The organism is Amycolatopsis sp. NPDC006131, from assembly GCF_040614175.1.
Lineage (GTDB): Bacteria > Actinomycetota > Actinomycetes > Mycobacteriales > Pseudonocardiaceae > Amycolatopsis_E > Amycolatopsis_E tucumanensis.
In genome coordinates this window covers 1-13626 of record NZ_JBEXTX010000158.1, presented here as the reverse complement: position 1 = coordinate 13626, position 13626 = coordinate 1, and the positions used below count along the sequence as shown (strand labels likewise).

13 protein-coding genes are annotated in these 13626 nt (G+C 71.3%); 10 read left to right on the top strand and 3 right to left on the bottom strand.

The window, feature by feature from the left end; all coding sequences use genetic code 11:
* Positions 1-134: 134 nt before the first annotated feature.
* Complete coding sequence (locus ABZ215_RS40660; RefSeq protein ID WP_354956059.1) at positions 135-1235, bottom strand: 3-deoxy-7-phosphoheptulonate synthase; 1101 nt, start codon at positions 1233-1235, stop codon at positions 135-137.
* Between the two features lie 255 nt (positions 1236-1490).
* Here ABZ215_RS40660 and ABZ215_RS40655 point away from each other — a divergent pair, with 255 nt between their 5' ends.
* Together ABZ215_RS40655 and ABZ215_RS40650 are read left to right on the top strand one after the other, a co-directional pair.
* A complete protein-coding gene (locus tag ABZ215_RS40655) occupies positions 1491-2516 on the top strand; it encodes a 6-phosphofructokinase (protein WP_354956057.1) in 1026 nt (341 codons plus the stop codon).
* 177 nt (positions 2517-2693) lie between these two features.
* The gene (locus tag ABZ215_RS40650; protein ID WP_354956061.1) at positions 2694-3839 is read left to right on the top strand and encodes a glycoside hydrolase family 18 protein; all 1146 of its coding nucleotides are present in this window, start codon (positions 2694-2696) and stop codon (positions 3837-3839) included.
* Here ABZ215_RS40650 and ABZ215_RS40645 read toward each other — a convergent pair.
* Positions 3836-4252 carry a DUF1801 domain-containing protein gene (locus ABZ215_RS40645; RefSeq protein ID WP_020418835.1) on the bottom strand — a complete coding sequence of 139 codons (417 nt, stop codon included), beginning with the start codon at positions 4250-4252 and terminating at the stop codon, positions 3836-3838. The two genes, ABZ215_RS40650 and ABZ215_RS40645, sit on opposite strands and share 4 nt — an antisense overlap.
* Before the next feature lie 21 nt (positions 4253-4273).
* Between ABZ215_RS40645 and ABZ215_RS40640 the strand changes: the two genes are divergently transcribed.
* The 4 genes from ABZ215_RS40640 to tesB all read left to right on the top strand — a co-directional run bounded on the left by ABZ215_RS40640 (position 4274) and on the right by tesB (position 8383).
* The gene (locus ABZ215_RS40640) at positions 4274-4942 is read left to right on the top strand and encodes a DUF2461 domain-containing protein (protein WP_020418834.1); all 669 of its coding nucleotides are present in this window, start codon (positions 4274-4276) and stop codon (positions 4940-4942) included.
* Positions 4943-5147: 205 nt separating this feature from the next.
* Positions 5148-5939 carry a methyltransferase domain-containing protein gene (locus ABZ215_RS40635; RefSeq protein WP_354956054.1) on the top strand — a complete coding sequence of 264 codons (792 nt, stop codon included), beginning with the start codon at positions 5148-5150 and terminating at the stop codon, positions 5937-5939.
* A 56-nt stretch (positions 5940-5995) separates the two neighbouring features.
* Positions 5996-7420 carry a pyruvate kinase gene (gene pyk, locus ABZ215_RS40630; protein ID WP_027934991.1) on the top strand — a complete coding sequence of 475 codons (1425 nt, stop codon included), beginning with the start codon at positions 5996-5998 and terminating at the stop codon, positions 7418-7420.
* Between the two features lie 24 nt (positions 7421-7444).
* Positions 7445-8383, top strand: a complete 939-nt coding sequence (gene tesB / locus ABZ215_RS40625) for an acyl-CoA thioesterase II (RefSeq protein WP_354956052.1) — start codon at positions 7445-7447, stop codon at positions 8381-8383.
* Between the two features lie 35 nt (positions 8384-8418).
* Here tesB and ABZ215_RS40620 read toward each other — a convergent pair whose 3' ends face one another.
* The gene (locus ABZ215_RS40620) at positions 8419-8784 is read right to left on the bottom strand and encodes a hypothetical protein (RefSeq protein WP_020418830.1); all 366 of its coding nucleotides are present in this window, start codon (positions 8782-8784) and stop codon (positions 8419-8421) included.
* 194 nt (positions 8785-8978) lie between these two features.
* Between ABZ215_RS40620 and ABZ215_RS40615 the strand changes: the two genes are divergently transcribed.
* From ABZ215_RS40615 to ABZ215_RS40600, 4 genes are all read left to right on the top strand, one after another.
* Positions 8979-9830, top strand: coding sequence for a helix-turn-helix transcriptional regulator (locus ABZ215_RS40615; protein WP_020418829.1), 852 nt, complete (start codon positions 8979-8981; stop codon positions 9828-9830).
* Positions 9831-9885: 55 nt separating this feature from the next.
* A complete protein-coding gene (locus ABZ215_RS40610; protein ID WP_039791576.1) occupies positions 9886-10086 on the top strand; it encodes a DUF397 domain-containing protein in 201 nt (66 codons plus the stop codon).
* 166 nt (positions 10087-10252) lie between these two features.
* A complete protein-coding gene (locus ABZ215_RS40605) occupies positions 10253-10423 on the top strand; it encodes a hypothetical protein (RefSeq protein ID WP_020418827.1) in 171 nt (56 codons plus the stop codon).
* A 63-nt stretch (positions 10424-10486) separates the two neighbouring features.
* Positions 10487-13504: a helix-turn-helix transcriptional regulator gene (locus tag ABZ215_RS40600; RefSeq protein ID WP_237340173.1), complete on the top strand. Its 3018-nt coding sequence runs from the start codon at positions 10487-10489 to the stop codon at positions 13502-13504.
* Positions 13505-13626 lie beyond the last annotated feature (122 nt).

Below are 13626 nucleotides of genomic sequence, written 5' to 3'. Positions count from 1 at the left end.
CACCGGGTCAAGGCACGCTTTCCCGCCTTGACGCGGTGTCTCGGCAACCGAACACTGAAAGATCGGGTTCGGGAGGGCTCAATCGGGGCGTAGCGGAGCGAAGCCGGCGATTGAGAAACCCGCGTAGCGCCAACTCACCGCCGAGCCACAACAGCCGAAGCCAACCGATCCAACAGCTCCCCCGTGCTGCGCCAATCCAGGCACGCATCGGTGATCGACTGCCCATAGGTCAGCTCGTCGGCGCGCCCCAGCACGAGATCCTGCCGCCCGGCCTCGAGGAAGCTCTCCAGCATGATCCCGGCGATCCCGCGCTCGCCGGCGGCGATCCGGTCCGCGATCTCCCCGGCCACGACGCCCTGGCGGACGTGGTCCTTGCCGCTGTTGCCGTGGCTCGCGTCGATGATCACCCGCTCCGGCAGCCCGGCCTTCGCCTGCCGCGCGAGCGTGTCGGCCACCGTCGCCGCGTCGTAGTTCGGGCCCGCGGAACCGCCGCGCAGGATGACGTGGCAGTCGGGGTTGCCCGCGGTGGTGAACAGCGCGGCCAGGCCGTCGTTGTTGATGCCCGCGAACACGTGGCTCGCCGCCGCGGCGCGGGTCGCGTCCACCGCCACCTGCACGTCGCCCTCGGTGGAGTTCTTGATCCCCACCGGCATGGACAGCGCGCTGCACAGCTGGCGGTGCACCTGGCTGGCCGCGGTCCGCGCCCCGATGGACCCCCAGCTCACGGTGTCGGCGATGAACTGCGGCGTGATCGGGTCCAGGAACTCGCACCCGACCGGCAGCCCCAGCGCGGAGATGTCCAGCAGCAGCTTGCGCGCCATCCGCAGGCCCTTGTTGACGGCGTAGCTGCCGTCCAGGTCCGGGTCGTTGATGAGGCCCTTCCAGCCCAGCGTGGTGCGCGGCTTCTCGAAGTACACCCGCATGATCACGTGCAGCTCGTCGCGCACACCGGCGGCGTGCTCGGCCAGCCGGTGGGCGTAGTCGAGGGCGGCCGCGGGGTCGTGCACCGAGCACGGGCCGACGACCACGATGAGGCGGTCGTCGTCGCCGCCCAGGATGTCGACGGCCGACGACCGGCCCTGCGCGACGGTCTTGGCGATCGCCGCGTCCACCGGCAGCTCCTGCCGCAGCAGGGCGGGGGAGATCAGCGGGCTGACGCCGAGCGTGCGCTGGTTGTCGAGGCCTTCGGTGACGTCCGCGGGGCCTGCGCTGAGTGTCGAGGCGCTGGGAGACATGTGCGGGGGTTCCTTTCGGTGACCGGCCCGCGCGAGTCCCTGACGAGCCGGTCGATCATCCGGCTCCAGGGTGGAAGGTCAGCGCGCAGCAAGGCCGCCGGCTGGCCCACCCAGGGCCGGCCCGCTAAACCAGAAATAGCGCTGCACGTCCGACACCCTAGCAGCCCCGCCCGCCGCTTTACCGATCAAGGGTGACTACCGCTACTCTGGCGGTCGCCAGGTGTGACCAGCACAACTTTTCGGAGGTCTGATCAGATGCGTGTCGGCGTGCTGACCGGTGGCGGCGACTGCCCCGGGCTCAACGCGGTCATCCGCGCGGTGGTCCGCAAGGGCATCGAGGCGCACGGGTGGGAGATCGTCGGCTTCCGCTCCGGCTGGCGCGGCCCGCTGACCGGGGACAGCCGTCCGCTCGGTCTCGACGACGTCGAGGAGATCCTGATCCGCGGCGGCACCATCCTCGGCTCCTCGCGGACCAACCCGTACAAGGAGGAGGGCGGCGTCGAGAAGATCCGCGCCGTGCTCACCGAGCAGGGCGTCGACGCGCTCATCGCGATCGGCGGCGAGGACACCCTCGGCGTCGCGAAGAAGCTCACCGACGACGGCATCGGCGTGGTCGGCGTGCCCAAGACGATCGACAACGACCTCGCGGCCACCGACTACACGTTCGGCTTCGACACCGCGGTGCACATCGCCACCGAGGCGATCGACCGGCTGCGCACCACCGCCGAGTCGCACTACCGCGCGATGGTCGTCGAGGTCATGGGCCGCCACGCGGGCTGGATCGCGCTGCACGCCGGCCTGGCCGGCGGCGCCAACGTCATCCTGGTCCCGGAGCGGCCGTTCTCCGTCGAGCAGGTCGTCGAGTGGGTCGAGCGCCGCTTCGAGAAGATGTACGCGCCGATCATCGTCGTCGCCGAGGGCGCGGTGCCGGAGGGCGGCGCCGAGGTGCTCCGGACCGGGGAGAAGGACGCGTTCGGTCACGTCCAGCTCGGTGGCGTCGGCACCTGGCTGGCCGACGAGATCGCGAAGCGCACCGGCAAGGAGTCGCGCGCGGTCGTGCTCGGGCACACCCAGCGCGGCGGCACGCCGACGGCCTACGACCGCGTCCTCGCGACCCGCTTCGGCCTGCACGCCGTGGACGCGGTCGCGGACGGCGACTTCGGCACGATGGTCGCGCTGCGCGGCACCGACATCGTCCGGGTCAAGCTCGCCGAGGCGACCGCGGAGCTGAAGACCGTGCCGCCGGAGCGCTACGAGGAGGCCGAGGTCTTCTTCGGCTGAGATTGCGAGGGGCGCAACGGAACCGCCGTTGCGCCCCTACTTTCGTCGTACAGATTGGTCTGAACCATTGTTCGAGTGGTCCAGTCCTCTTACCGTGCGGATGTCCCCTTCGGCTCCCAGGGAGGCATCATGCGCAGACTCGCTCTCGCGTTCGGCGGCTTGTTCGCCGCGCTCCTCATGACGGTCACCGCCGCGCCGCCCGCGGCGACCGCGGCGCCCGTCGGCAAACTGCTCGGCTACTTCGCCGAGTGGGGCGTCTACGACCGGGCGTACTACGTCAAGAACATCCACACCAGCGGGTCGGCGGCCAAGCTGACCCACATCAACTACTCGTTCGGCAACGTGACCAACGGGCAGTGCACCGTCGGCGACAGCTACGCCGCCTACGACATGGCCTACACCGCCGCGAACAGCGTGGACGGCGTGGCCGACACGTGGGACGCCGGAGCGCTGCGCGGCAACTTCGGGCAGCTGCGCAAGCTCAAGCAGATGTACCCGAACCTGAAGGTGCTGTGGTCCTTCGGCGGCTGGAACTGGTCCGGCGGGTTCGGCCAGGCCGCGCAGAACCCGGCCGCGTTCGCCGAGTCCTGCTACAACCTGGTCAACGACCCGCGCTGGGCCGGCGTGTTCGACGGCATCGACATCGACTGGGAGTACCCGAACGCCTGCGGCGCCACCTGTGACACCAGTGGCGCCGGCGCGTTCACGAACCTGATGTCGGCGCTGCGGTCGAAGTTCGGCGGCAAGCTGGTGACCGCCGCGATCACCGCGGACGGCTCGTCCGGCGGCAAGATCGACGCGGCGGACTACGGCGGCGCGGCGCGCTACGTCGACTGGTACAACGTGATGACCTACGACTACTTCGGCGGCTTCAGCCCGGCCGGACCGACCGCGCCGCACTCGCCGCTGACCTCCTACGACGGCATCCCGGCCGCGGGCTTCTACTCCGACGCGGCGATCCAGAAGCTCAAGTCGAAGGGCGTGCCGGCGAGCAAGCTGCTGCTGGGGATCGGGTTCTACGGCCGCGGCTGGACCGGCGTCACGCAGGCCACCCCGGGCGGCACCGCGACCGGACCCGCGCCGGGCAAGTACGAGCAGGGCATCGAGGACTACAAGATCCTCAAGACGCGCTGCCCGTCGACCGGCACGATCGCGGGCACCGCGTACGCCAAGTGCGGCTCGGAGTGGTGGAGCTACGACACCCCGGCGACCATCACCGGGAAGATGAGCTACGCCAAGAGCCAGGGCCTCGGCGGCGCGTTCTTCTGGGAACTGTCCGGCGACACGGCCAACGGGGAACTGATCACCGCGATGAACTCCTAGTCCGGCGGGGAACCCGCCCGGTGCAGCTCGCCGGGCGGGTTTTCCCGTGCCAGGCGGAAGATCTCGGCCAGCACGCCGGTGTCGAGGTCGGCCAGCCGCTTGAAGCGGATGCAGCTCTTGCCGATCGAGGCCTTCGGCAGCGCGTCGGCGTAGCTCTCGGCGAGGTAGCGGCCGCCGACCACCGCGCTGACGTACAGCGAGATGTAGTTCTTGTTGCTCTTCAGAGCGATCACCGTGGAATCGCCTTCGCGGCCGCTGGCGTAGCGGTAGTGGTAGGGGCCGTAGCCGAGCATCCCGAAGGCCGTCGTCGGCGCCAGCTCGGGCACCGTGTCCCGGATCAGCTCGTGCAGCGCCCGGATGTCGCTGCGGCGCGGCTCGTCGAGCGCGTCGATGTAGCTGTCAGGCGTGTCCATCCTGAGGATTATCGTGGCGCGGTGACGAAGTTCGCCGGATTCGGAGAGCACGCCGTCGAGTTCTACGACGGTCTGGAGGCCGACAACTCGAAGCCGTACTGGGAGGACCACGTCGAGGTCTACCGGTCCGACGTGCGTGGCCCGATGGAGGCGCTGCTCGCCGAGCTGACGCCGGAGTTCGGGCCGGGCTTCGGCGAGGGCAAGGTGTTCCGCCCCTACCGCGACGTGCGGTTCTCGCATGACAAGACCCCGTACAAGACCCACTGCGGCGGGGTCGTCGAGCAGGGTCGCGGCGGCGGCGCCTACTACGTGGAGGTGTCGTCGGCGGGGCTGCGCGTCGGCGGCGGCTGCTTCCACCTGCAGTCCGACCAGCTGGCGCGCTACCGGCAGGCGGTCGACACCGAAATCCACGGCAAGGCGCTGGCCGACATCCTGGCCAAACTGCGCCGCGCCGGGTGGACCATCGCCGGTGACGTGATGAAGACGAAGCCCCGCGGCTACCCGGACGACCACCCGCGCCTGGAGCTGCTCAAACACCGCTCGCTGTACGCCGTGAAGTCCTGGGACCCGGACGACACCCTGCACGAACGCGCGTGCCTCGACCGGGTCCGCAAGGCCTGGCGGCAGGTCCGCCCGTTCAACGAGTGGGCCCGCGACCACGTCGGCATCAGCGAGAAGCCGCGCCGCTGATTGAGGGCGCTTCACCGGCTGGGCTCTCTCGCGCGTGCGCTGTGCCGCGCTGCTGACCAAGCCCCCTGCACCGGCGCCGGGGCATGCGCCGGTGAAGCTTCCCTCGGCGGGGCACCGCCGCCCCGTCCAGGCTCCCTTCGCCAGACTCGGGCGCCGCTGACCAAAGCCCCTTCACCGGCGTCGGCGCCGCGCGCATCCTGACCGGATGAGCAACGCCGCCACCTTCCAGCTCGCCGCCGAAGGCCCGGCAGCCTACGAGCGCTACCTGGTCCCCGCGTTCTTCGCCGAGTGCGCCCGGCAGCTCCTCGACCTCGCCGCGCCGCAGCCTAATCACCAGGTTCTCGACGTCGCCTGCGGCACCGGCGTCGTCGCCCGCGCCGCGGAGCCGCTCGCCGCCGCGGTGACCGGTGTCGACCTCAACGAAGGCATGCTCGCCGTCGCCCGGTCCAAGCCCTCCGGCGTTCGCTGGCTGCACGGTGACGCCACCCGGCTCGACCTCCCGGACCACAGCTTCGACCTGGTCACCTGCCAGCAGGGCCTGCAGTTCCTGCCCGACCGCGCCGCCGCCGCGCGCGAGTGGCGGCGGGTCCTCAAGCCGGGCGGCCGGATCGCCGTCGCGATGTGGCGCGACGCCCGCTTCCACCCCCAGTTCGCCGCCCTGTCCCGCGCGTTCGAGGACCACCTCGGCCCCGAAGCCGGCGCCGCCCTGCGCGCGCCCTTCGCCGGGCCCCAGCCCAGGGAGTTGCGCGCGCTGTTCACCGACGCCGGCTTCACCTCCGTCCGCCTGCGCATCGGTCTCGTGCCAGTCCGCTTCGGCGCGGTCGCCGAGATGGTCGAGCACGAGGCGAGCGCCACACCCGCCGCCCCGGCCTTCGCCGCCGCGGCCGAGGAGACCCGTATCACCATGGTGGGTGAACTAGCCGCTGAACTCACCGATTGGGTGGACGACGACGGTCTGACCTTTCCGTTGGTGACCTGGCTGGTGAACGTTTCCTGAACCGTTCGAGAGATCGGTACAGACGTGCGCGACACAAGCGACTACGCTATTGGGACGTGAGCCGACGCGCGAAGATCGTTTGTACTATGGGCCCCGCGACCGCCACCGCGGACAAGGTGCGAGCCCTTGTCGACGCCGGGATGGACGTGGCGCGGCTGAACTTCAGCCACGGCAGCCACGGCGACCACAAGCAGGTGTACGACCTGATCCGGGAGGCCGCGGCCGAAACCGGGCGCGCGGTCGGCATCCTCGCCGACCTGCAGGGCCCGAAGATCCGGCTCGGCACCTTCGCGGGCGGCCCGGTCGAATGGCGCACCGGTGACGTCGTGCGCATCACCGTGGAGGACGTCGCCGGCACCCACGACCGGGTCTCGACCACCTACAAGGGCCTGGCCAAGGACGCCAAGCCGGGCGACCGCCTGCTCGTCGACGACGGCAAGGTGGGCCTGGTCGTCAAGGGCGTCGAGGGCCCGGACGTGGTGTGCGAGGTCACCGAGGGCGGCCCGGTCAGCAACAACAAGGGCGTCTCGCTGCCCGGCATGGACGTCTCCGTGCCCGCCCTGTCCGACAAGGACGTCGAGGACCTGGAGTTCGCGCTCGAACTGGGCGCCGACTTCATCGCGCTGTCCTTCGTCCGCTCCCCGGCCGACATCGACCTGGTCCACCAGGTGATGGACCGCGTCGGCAAGGGCCGCCGCCCGGTCATCGCCAAGCTGGAGAAGCCCGAGGCGGTCTACAACCTCGAAGCCATCGTGCTGGCCTTCGACGGCGTCATGGTCGCCCGCGGCGACCTGGGCGTCGAGCTGCCGCTGGAGCAGGTGCCGCTGGTCCAGAAGCGCGCCATCCAGATCGCCCGCGAGAACGCCAAGCCGGTCATCGTCGCGACCCAGATGCTCGACTCGATGATCAACAACTCGCGCCCGACCCGCGCCGAGGCCTCCGACGTGGCCAACGCGGTGCTCGACGGCGCGGACGCGGTCATGCTGTCCGGCGAGACCAGCGTGGGCCGCTACCCGATCGAGACCGTGCAGACGATGTCCCGGATCGTGGAGGCCGTCGAGGCCGACACCCCGGCCGTGCCGCCGCTGTCGCACGTGCCGCGCACCAAGCGGGGCGTCATCTCCTACGCGGCGAAGGACATCGGCGAGCGGCTCAACGCCAAGGCGCTGGTCGCGTTCACGCAGTCCGGCGACACGGTCCGCCGCCTCGCCCGGCTGCACACGCGGCTGCCGCTGCTGGCGTTCACGCCGGAGGAGAGCGTGCGCAGCCAGCTGGCGCTGACCTGGGGCACCCACACCGAGCTGGTGCCGTCGGTGGACTCGACCGACCGCATGATCAAGCAGGTCGACCGCGCGATGCTGGAGACGGGCCGTTACCAGGCCGGCGACCTGGTCGTCATCGTGGCCGGCTCCCCGCCGGGCACCGTCGGTTCGACCAACCTGATCCGCGTGCACAAGCTCGGTGAGGACGACCACGCCTGAGGGGCGCACCGTAGGCTTCTCCGCATGACTGAGCTGGCTCGGGACGCCGCGGCGGGACTGGACGTCCAGGAAGGCGCCGGCGGGCAGGCCGTTCTCGACAACCTCGTCGCGCTGCTCGACCTGGAGCGCATCGAGGAGGACATCTTCCGCGGGGTCAGCCCGCCGCACTCGCCGGTGCGGGTGTTCGGCGGGCAGGTCGCCGGGCAGGCGCTGGTCGCCGCCGGGCGCACCGTGCCGCCGGAGCGGCGGGTGCACTCGCTGCACGCGTACTTCATCCGCGGCGGCGACCCGAGGGTGCCGATCGTGTACGAGGTCGACCGCATCCGCGACGGCCGGTCGTTCACCACCCGCCGCGTGGTGGCGGTCCAGCACGGCAAGGCGATCTTCGCGTTGTCCGCGTCGTTCCAGAAGTCGGAGCCGGGGCTGGAGCACGCGGACGCGATGCCGGAGGTCCCGGACCCGGAGACGCTGCCGACGTACGCCGAGCGGCTCGCCGAGTTCCCGCAGGCGCTGCCGGACGTGCGCAAACGCCCGCGCCCGATCGACATCCGGTACGTCAACGACCCGCCGTGGGTGACCCGGCAGACCGGCGAACGCCCTGGCCGCAACCAGGTGTGGATGCGCGCGGACGGCGTGCTGCCGGACGACCAGCTGCTGCACGTGTGCGTCCTGACCTACGCCTCGGACATGACGCTGCTCGACTCTCCGCTGGCCCGGCACGGCGTGTACTGGGACCTGGACCGCGTGCTCGGCGCCAGCCTGGACCACGCGCTGTGGTTCCACCGGCCCTTCCGCGCCGACGAGTGGTTCCTGTACGACACGGAGTCGCCGTCGGCGTCCGGTGGGCGCGGGCTCGCCACCGGCCGCTTCTTCAGCAGGGACGGGAAACTGCTGGCGACGGTGGTGCAGGAAGGGCTGCTGAGGGTGCTGCCACCGGACGGGCAGGACGCGCGGCAGGACTGAGGTTCCGCGTCCGGACGCGGGGTTGTGGCGGGCCCTCAGCCGAGCGGGCTGAGGGAAGCCGTCCGCCTGCGCCGCAGGTGCTTGGTCCGCGGCCGCACCACGTCCTCGATCCCCGGGCCGAGGCTGAGCTGCGCGGCCAGGTAGGCGCGGCACGGCGTCCGGCCGCGGCGCCGGAACAACAGCCGGGACATGCGGCTGCGGCAGACCGGGCAGTGCCCGCGCGCGTCCGGCGCGTGCGTGGCGAGCGTGGCGCGCAGGGCTTCCACCAGCAGCGGGATCTCTCTGGCGGCGAGGTCGGCGGCCTGCTCGCGGTCGGCGAGGTCGACCGATCGGGCGAGATCGTCCAGCCGGCGCTGCACGGACGTCTGCAGTGGACCGACGATGGTGTCGCGGTCGAGCACGCCGCCTCCTGGGGAAGTTCAGTTCGCGCGAGCGAGATTACCCCGGCATTATGCAATTTGCAGACCGCTAATCGCGGAAGATACCTCAACGGGGTGAGCCGGAGGGGCCGGGTTTTCGGATTCTGCTGGTTAGATGGAGCGGGTTGTCCACGAGCCGCCGGGGGGAATGCGCGGGCCGGAGTGGAGGAGCGGACATGAGTCGCGGTCAGGGTCCTACGATTCGCCGTCGCAGGCTGGCGAGCGAGCTGCGCAGGCTGCGCGAGGCCGCCGACCTCACGATCGACGAGGTCGCCGAGAAGCTGGAGTGCTCCGCGTCGAAGATCAGCCGCATCGAGACCGGCCACGTCGGTGTCACCCCGCGCGACGCCCGCGACATGCTGGAGCTGTACGGCATGACCGGCGACGAGCGGGAAGCGCTCGTCCAGCTCGCCCGCGAGGCCCGCAAACCGGGCTGGTGGCAGGCCTACAAGGAGGTCTTCACCGGCACCTTCGTCGGGCTGGAGGCCGACGCCAGCTCGCTGCGGGCGTTCCAGGCGCTGCTCGTGCCCGGCCTGCTGCAGACCGAGCCGTACGCGCGGGCCGTCATCCGCGCGATGCGCCCGGACGCCGACGAATCCGACATCCAGCGTCGCGTCGCCGCGCGCACGGCCCGCCAGCAGCTGCTGACCGACCCAAACCCGCCGGAGTACTGGGCCGTCATCGACGAGGCGGTCCTGCACCGCGTGGTCGGCGGGCCGGAGGTGATGGCGCACCAGGCCGAACGGCTGCTGACCGTCGCGCAGCTGCCGCACGTCACCATCCAGGTCGTTCCCTTCGGCGCGGGCGCCCACCCGGGCATGGAAGGCCCGTTCCTGATCCTCGGATTCCCGGAGCAGGCCGACCCCGATGTGGTGTACGTGGACAGCACTTCGGGTGGTTTTTTCCTCGAGCTGCCCCCCGATGTGCGCCGCTATATCCTCATGTTCGATCATTTGCGTGCGACGGCTCTGAAACCGGACGACTCGGTCGAGGTGATCGCCGCGGCCGCCGAACGTTTTTCCGGATAACGGTTGCCGGGTGAGCCGTACCAACGTGTGCCTGGGAAGTGAGGAGCGGGGAGAAATGTCCCATGTGGAGCCGTTTGCCCCGGTGTGGCGCAAGAGCAGCCACAGCGGCGGCGGGAACGACTGCGTCGAGGTCGCGATGATCGCCGGGGGAGTCGGCGTGCGTGATTCCAAGAACCCGGCCGCGGGTGAGCTGCACGTGTCCGCCGAGAGCTGGCGCGGGCTGCTCCGCGCCGTGGGTGCGCTCGACCGCGCCTGAGGTAAGCCGAACGGACGACCCCTTACACCGCCGAGCAGGGGACTGAGGCGGGGTAAGGGGTCGTTTCGCGTCCGGGTCGGGGTGATCGTCCGATGCCGGGGGCCTGCCCTCAGGACGACTCTGAGGTTCACAAGGGGAACTGGAAGAGCCGGAAGAGGGACTCCCGATGCGAAACGAGATCATGTACGACGCGGTCATGGCCGAGGTGGCCTACCGGCGCGAGCAGCTGGAGAAGGCGAGCCGTCCCGGCCGCCGCTGGTTCGGGCGCGCCAAGACCGAGGTCCGGGTGCCGGAGCAGCGCCGTCCGAGCACCGTCGAGCTGGCCCGCGCCCGGTAAGGGCCGGGCGTGGTTTCGCCCACGACGAAAAGGGTGCCGGGATTGTCGGTGGGGTGCGACAGAATGGTGCTCGTGCCCCGCCTAGGTTCCGGAATCCCACTGGTCGCCCGCGCCGACGAGATGCGACGGCTGCGTGCTGCCTTCACCGCTGCCGAGCGGGGTGAGGCGGGCGCGGTCCTCGTGTCCGGCGACGCCGGGGTGGGCAAGACCCGGTTGCTGACCGAGCTGTCCGAGCACGCCTCCTCCCGCGGCGCGCTCGTGCTGTCAGGGCGGTGCCTGGACGTCCGGGAGGGCGGTCTGCCCTACCTGCCGTTCGCGGAGGCGCTGGCGCCGCTGAGCCTGGACGACGATCCCGTGGTCGCCGAGGCGGTCCGGGTCCGGCCTGCGCTCGCGCGGTTGCTGCCGCAGGGCGGCGCGATGCCGCCGTCCCCGGCCGGCGAGCACCTGGTGCCGGACACGTCCGGCGAGCGGGACGTGCCGTACCGGGTCCGCCCGGAGCAGGACCTCGGGCAGCTGCAGCTGTTCGACGCGGTGCTGGGCGTCCTGACGCAGGTCGCCGCGCACCGGCCGGTGGTGCTGGTGCTGGAAGACCTGCACTGGGCCGACTCGTCCAGCCGGAACCTGCTGTCGTTCCTGCTCAACCGCCTGCGGGGGCAGCGGTTGCTGGTGGTCGGCAGCTACCGGGAGGAGGACGTGCACCGGCGGCACCCGCTCCGCGCGATGCTGGTGGAGCTGGTCCGCCTGCCGGTGGTCACGCACGTCGAGCTGCGGCCGTTCGGCACGGCGGAGGCGCGGGCGTTCGTCGAGGCGCTTGCCGACGGGCCGGTGACGCCGGAGATCGTCGCCTGGGTCGCCGAGCGGTCGGAGGGCAACCCGTTCTTCGCCGAGGAGCTGATGGCCGCCGGCGTCGAGTGCGAGGACCTGCCCGCGGGGCTGGCCGAGGTGCTGCTGTCCCGGCTGGAACGGCTGTCGCCGGAGGCGCGGCGGGTGGTCCGGACGATCTCGGCGGCGGGCGATTCGGTGGCGCACACTGCGCTGGCCGAGGTCACCGGGCTGGACGAGCTGGAGCTGGACGAGGCGCTGCGCGAGGCGGTGCACCACCACGTGCTGGTCATCGAGCGGGGCGCCTACACGTTCCGGCACGCGCTGCTGCAGGAAGCGGTGTACGCGGACCTCCTGCCGGGGGAGCGGGTCCGCATGCACGCCGCCTACGCCGAGCGGATCCGCCGCACGCCGCAGGGCCGCGGCCACGACGCGAAGCTGGCCTACCACAGCCTGCGCAGCCGGGACCTGAAGGCGGCGCTGCCCGCGTTGCTGCGTGCCGCCGAGGAGGCCGAGCGGCTGGGGGCGCCGGGCGCGGCGTTGCGGCACATCGAGCAGGCGCTGGAGATCTGGGACGCGGTGCCGGAGGCCGACCGTCCCGAGGGTGTCGACGAGCTGAAGCTGTTGCAGGAGGCGTCCTACTTCGCGGCCACCTCGGGTGAGCCGGAGCGGGCGATCGCCTACGGCCGGTCGTCGGTGCACAACCTGCGGCCCGGTGTGCCCCCCGAGAAGGCGGCGAAGGTGTGGCGGCGGCTGGCCGAGGTGCTGCTCAACGCCGAAGGCACGCTGCACGAGGCACTCGACGCGATCAACAAGGCGTGGGACTTGGTCTCCGACGGCGAGCCGAGCAAGACGCGGGCGTGGGTGCTGGCCACGCGCGCCGCGATCCTGCGCAACGCGGGGCAGTACGAGGACTCGCGCTGGAACGCGCACACGGCGGTCGCGGACGCGCGGGCCGTCGGCAACACCGGCGCGGAGGCCGCCGCGCTCGTGACGCTGGGCGCGCTGGACGACGCCGCGGGCGAGCCGGAGGAGGCCAGGGCCCGTCTTGAGGAGGCGGAGCGCAAGGCGCTGGACTCGGGGTCGCTGAACGTCGCGTTGCGGGCGGTCTGCTTCCTGGCGTTCAGCTACGAGGACCTGGGCGAGTACGGCCCGGCGATGGACATCTACCGGCGCGGCATCGAGCGGGCGGAGCAGACCGGGCTGACGTGGAGCATCTACGGGCTGGAGATGCGTGCGCGCCACCTGACGTTGCGGTACCTCAGCGGCGACTGGCCGGCGATGGCGAGCACGAACGCGCCGGCGCGGGGCGTGTCGAGTGTGCTGGCGGCGCGGATGACGTCGTCGTGGCTGCCGTTCGCGGTCGCGCGGGGCCGGGTGGACACGGCGCAGAAGTACCTGGGGGAGTTGCGGCCGCACTGGCGGGCGGAGCCGTTGACGGCGATCGTGAGCGGCGCGACGGGCGCCGAACTGTCGATGTGGCAGGGCGAGTACGAGCAGGCGATCGCGTGGGTGCGGAAGGTCATCGAGTTCCTGTTGTCGTTCGACGAGGGGTACCTGCTCGCCACCGTCCGCCTCGGCGCACTGGGGGTCGAGGCGGCCGCCGCGTGGTCGGCGAGCGCGCGGAAGCGCGGTGACCACGGCGTGGCCGAGCAGGCGGTAGCGGCGGGCCGGAAGCTGATCGAGCACGTCCGGTACGCGGGCGCGAACGGCAAGCCGCGGGCGCAGACGCTCGGCCCGGAGGGGCGGGCGTGGCTGGCACGGGCCGAAGCCTCCGCGAGCGGCCTGGAAGGCCCAGCGGACCCCGCACTGTGGGCGGCGGCCGTCGCCGCATTCGACTACGGCGCGGTTTACGAGCAGGCGATCTGCCGGTGGCACCACGCCGAAGCGCTGTTGTCCACCCAGGGCGACGCGGGTCTGGCCGCGAAGGAGTTGCTGGCCGCGCACGACGTCGCCGACACCCTGAGGGCAGTACCCCTACGCGACGCGGTCCGCGAGGTCGCCCGGCGCGCCCGCATCGAAATCCCGGGCGTGGAGCCACAACCAGCCCCGCGCCCCACCGTCGACCCCCTGACGGACCGCGAACGTGCCGTGCTGGAACGAGTGGCACTGGGCCGGACGAACAAACAGGTCGGCGAAGAGTTGTTCATCAGCGAGAAAACGGTGAGCGTCCACCTGTCACGAGTGATGGCGAAACTAGGCGCCAACCGAAGAGCCGAAGCAGTAGCCATCGCCTACGACAAGGGCCTACTAACCTGACGGCGCACAGCGGCGTGCAGTGAACATAACCCGAGCTGGGTGGTCATCCCGTCGCCTGACACGCAACGATCACCTTGAGCCAGGGCCGCAACCCAGGCCGCCAACCGGCAGCCGAACATGCC

Coding starts and splice junctions, on each gene's coding strand:
- ABZ215_RS40660 (WP_354956059.1), bottom strand. CDS start 1,235: ATGTCTCCCAGCGCCTCGACACTCAGCGCAGGCCCCGCGGACGTCACC.
- ABZ215_RS40655 (WP_354956057.1), top strand. CDS start 1,491: ATGCGTGTCGGCGTGCTGACCGGTGGCGGCGACTGCCCCGGGCTCAAC.
- ABZ215_RS40650 (WP_354956061.1), top strand. CDS start 2,694: ATGACGGTCACCGCCGCGCCGCCCGCGGCGACCGCGGCGCCCGTCGGC.
- ABZ215_RS40645 (WP_020418835.1), bottom strand. CDS start 4,252: ATGGACACGCCTGACAGCTACATCGACGCGCTCGACGAGCCGCGCCGC.
- ABZ215_RS40635 (WP_354956054.1), top strand. CDS start 5,148: ATGAGCAACGCCGCCACCTTCCAGCTCGCCGCCGAAGGCCCGGCAGCC.
- tesB (WP_354956052.1), top strand. CDS start 7,445: ATGACTGAGCTGGCTCGGGACGCCGCGGCGGGACTGGACGTCCAGGAA.
- ABZ215_RS40615 (WP_020418829.1), top strand. CDS start 8,979: ATGAGTCGCGGTCAGGGTCCTACGATTCGCCGTCGCAGGCTGGCGAGC.
- ABZ215_RS40610 (WP_039791576.1), top strand. CDS start 9,886: ATGTCCCATGTGGAGCCGTTTGCCCCGGTGTGGCGCAAGAGCAGCCAC.
- ABZ215_RS40605 (WP_020418827.1), top strand. CDS start 10,253: ATGCGAAACGAGATCATGTACGACGCGGTCATGGCCGAGGTGGCCTAC.
- ABZ215_RS40600 (WP_237340173.1), top strand. CDS start 10,487: ATGGTGCTCGTGCCCCGCCTAGGTTCCGGAATCCCACTGGTCGCCCGC.